Source organism: Kitasatospora sp. NPDC057512, from assembly GCF_042802135.1.
Taxonomy (GTDB): Bacteria; Actinomycetota; Actinomycetes; order Streptomycetales; family Streptomycetaceae; genus Kitasatospora.
On record NZ_JBHVET010000976.1, the window covers coordinates 1 to 2,538 of the forward strand.

A 2,538-nucleotide genomic window follows, 5' to 3' on the forward strand; every position below is an offset into this window, starting at 1 on the left:
CAGCACGATCGCGCCGACCAGCGCCGCCAGCAGCAGCACGGACAGCGCCTCGAAGGGCAGCACCCAGTGCCGGAACAGGCTGGCCCCGGTGACGGCGGCCGAACCGCCGCCCTGGCCGAGGTCGATCCAGGAGGTCCGGAAGGCGTCGACCACCAGCGTGACCAGCGTCCCGGCCGCGGCCAGCGCCACCACCAGGGCCACCCAGCGGTTCTTGGAGTCGGCGTCCGGCGAACGCCCGATCGGCGCCTTGGTGAGCATCAGCCCGAACAGCACCAGGACGACCACCGAGCCGAGGTAGATCAGCACCTGCACCCAGGCGATGAACTCGGCCGTGAGCAGCAGGAACTCCACCGCCAGCCCGCCGAGCGCGACCACCAGCCAGAGCGCGGCGTGCACCAGCTGCCTGGTGGTCACCGAGACCACGGCCGAGCCGAGCACGGCGATCCCGACCAGCAGGAAGACGATCTCCTGGCCGGTCGGGGACAGGAACGAACGGGCGGCCGGCTCCAGGGAGCCGGTCGCCGCGAGAAGCGTGGTGGCACCGGTCACGCGTCGTCACCCTTCTCCTCGAGAGCCGCCGCGGCGGCCGCCGCCAGCTTGTCCGCCGCCTTGCGCGCGGTGGCGATCTCCTTGGGCTCCTCGGCCGCCGGGTCCAGCGCCGGCGGCGCGGGGACGGTCCACATCCACTCGCGGAGCTTCTCCCGCTCGTGGGTCAGCTCGTGGATGTCGGTCTCCGCGTACTCGAACTCCGGCGACCAGAACAGCGCGTCGAAGGGGCAGACCTCGATGCAGATCCCGCAGTACATGCAGAGCGAGAAGTCGATGGCGAACCGGTCCAGCACGTTGCGGGTGCGGGCCCGGGCGTTCGGCTCGGCGGCCGGCAGCGTCTCCTTGTGGGAGTCGATGTAGATGCACCAGTCCGGGCACTCGCGCGCGCAGAGCATGCAGACCGTGCAGTTCTCCTCCAGCAGCGCGATGACGCCGCGCGAACGCGGCGGCAGCACCGGCTGCACGTCGGGGTACTGGGCGGTGACGCTCTTCCTCGTCATCGTCCGCAGCGTCACGGCCAGGCCCTTGGCGAGCCCGATACCGGGGAAACTCATGAGATCGCCACCTTGATGATGCCGGTGAGGGCCAGCTGGACCAGCGCGAGCGGGATCAGCACCGTCCACGCGAAGCGCATCAGCTGGTCCTCGCGCAGACGCGGGTAGGTGACCCGCAGCCAGATGACCACGAAGGCCAGCGCGAAGGTCTTGAGGATCATCCAGAGCCAGCCGAGCTGGTCCGGCAGCGGTCCGTGCCAGCCGCCCAGGAAGAGCACCGCGGTCAGTGCGGACACCACCAGGATGCCCACGTACTCGGACAGCAGGAACAGGGCGAACCGCAGGCCGGTGTACTCGGTGTACGCGCCGAAGATGATCTCCGAGTCGGCGATCGGCATGTCGAACGGCGGGCGCTGGAGCTCGGCCAGACCGGCCGTGAAGAAGACGAACGCCCCGATCAGCTGCCACGGCAGCCAGTACCACTCCCAGGCGTCCACGATCCCGGGCAGCGACAGCGTGCCGGCGGCCATCGCCACCGAGGCCGCCGCCAGCACCATCGGCAGCTCGTACGACATCAGCTGCGCGGCCGTGCGCAGGCCGCCGAGCAGCGAGAACTTGTTCGCCGAGGCCCAGCCGGCCATCAGCTTGCCGATCACGCCGACGCCCATCACGGCGAGCACGAAGAACAGCCCGGCGTCGATCGCCTGGCCGACGAAGCCGTCCGGGCCGACCGGGATCGCCAGCAGCACGAAGAGGTACGGCAGCAGCGAGACGGCGGGCGCCAGCTGGAAGACCCGGCGGTCCGCCCCGGCCGGGACGATGTCCTCCTTCTGCGCGAACTTCACGCCGTCCGCGACGAGCTGCGCCCAGCCGTGGAAGCCGCCCGCGTACATCGGGCCGAGCCGGCCCTGCATGTGCGCCATGACCTTGTGCTCGGTCTGGCCGATGACCAGCGGGAAGACCAGGAAGACGACGAGGGTGGCGACGCAGCGCAGCACCGTGTCGAGCAGGTTCACGCGCCTTCTCCGTCCTGGTCGGCCGGTTCGGCCGAGGTCTCGTCCTTCTGCTCGACCGGCTTGCCCGGCTCAGCGGACTCAGCGGACTCAGCGGACTCAGCGGGCTCGCCCGGCTTCTCGCCCGACGGCTTCTCGTCGTGGGCGGGCACCGGGTTGTGCCAGGGCGCGTCGGAGGACCGGGGCGCGTCGGAAGGCCGGGGCCGTACGGGAGCCGCGGGCTCGGCCGTCGGCTCGGCGGCCGGTCCGGCTGCCGGTTCGGCGGCCGTCTGACTGGCCGACCCCTCGGACACCGACCGGGTCCGTCGCGGCCGGTCCGCCCGCGCCGGCGGGGCGCCCTCGGCCGGAACGGCCGCGGGAGCCTCGGCGGCCGCCTGGCTCGCCGACCCCTCCGACACCGACCGGGTCCGCCGCGGCCGGTCCGCCCGCACCGGGGCACCGCCCTCGGCACCCGCGGCAGCCGCACCGGCGCCGGCCGCACC

General features: G+C 72.3%; 3 protein-coding genes and 1 pseudogene. All 4 read right to left on the minus strand.

Translation table 11 applies throughout. The annotated features are described in order from the left end of the window. On the minus strand, positions 1-549 hold a 549-nt coding region (locus tag ACFU6K_RS36485; protein ID WP_380670560.1), incomplete at its 3' end, for an NADH-quinone oxidoreductase subunit J. Continuing rightward, positions 546-1,103 carry a NuoI/complex I 23 kDa subunit family protein gene (locus ACFU6K_RS36490; RefSeq protein ID WP_380670562.1) on the minus strand — a complete coding sequence of 186 codons (558 nt, stop codon included), beginning with the start codon at positions 1,101-1,103 and terminating at the stop codon, positions 546-548. The genes ACFU6K_RS36485 and ACFU6K_RS36490, both read right to left, overlap by 4 nt. Then, the gene (gene nuoH / locus ACFU6K_RS36495) at positions 1,100-2,059 is read right to left on the minus strand and encodes an NADH-quinone oxidoreductase subunit NuoH (protein WP_380670564.1); all 960 of its coding nucleotides are present in this window, start codon (positions 2,057-2,059) and stop codon (positions 1,100-1,102) included. Before nuoH ends, ACFU6K_RS36490 begins: the two co-directional genes overlap by 4 nt. Then, positions 2,056-2,538: pseudogene (locus ACFU6K_RS36500) on the minus strand (NADH-quinone oxidoreductase subunit C); the annotation flags it as partial. The pseudogene ACFU6K_RS36500 and the gene nuoH, both read right to left, overlap by 4 nt.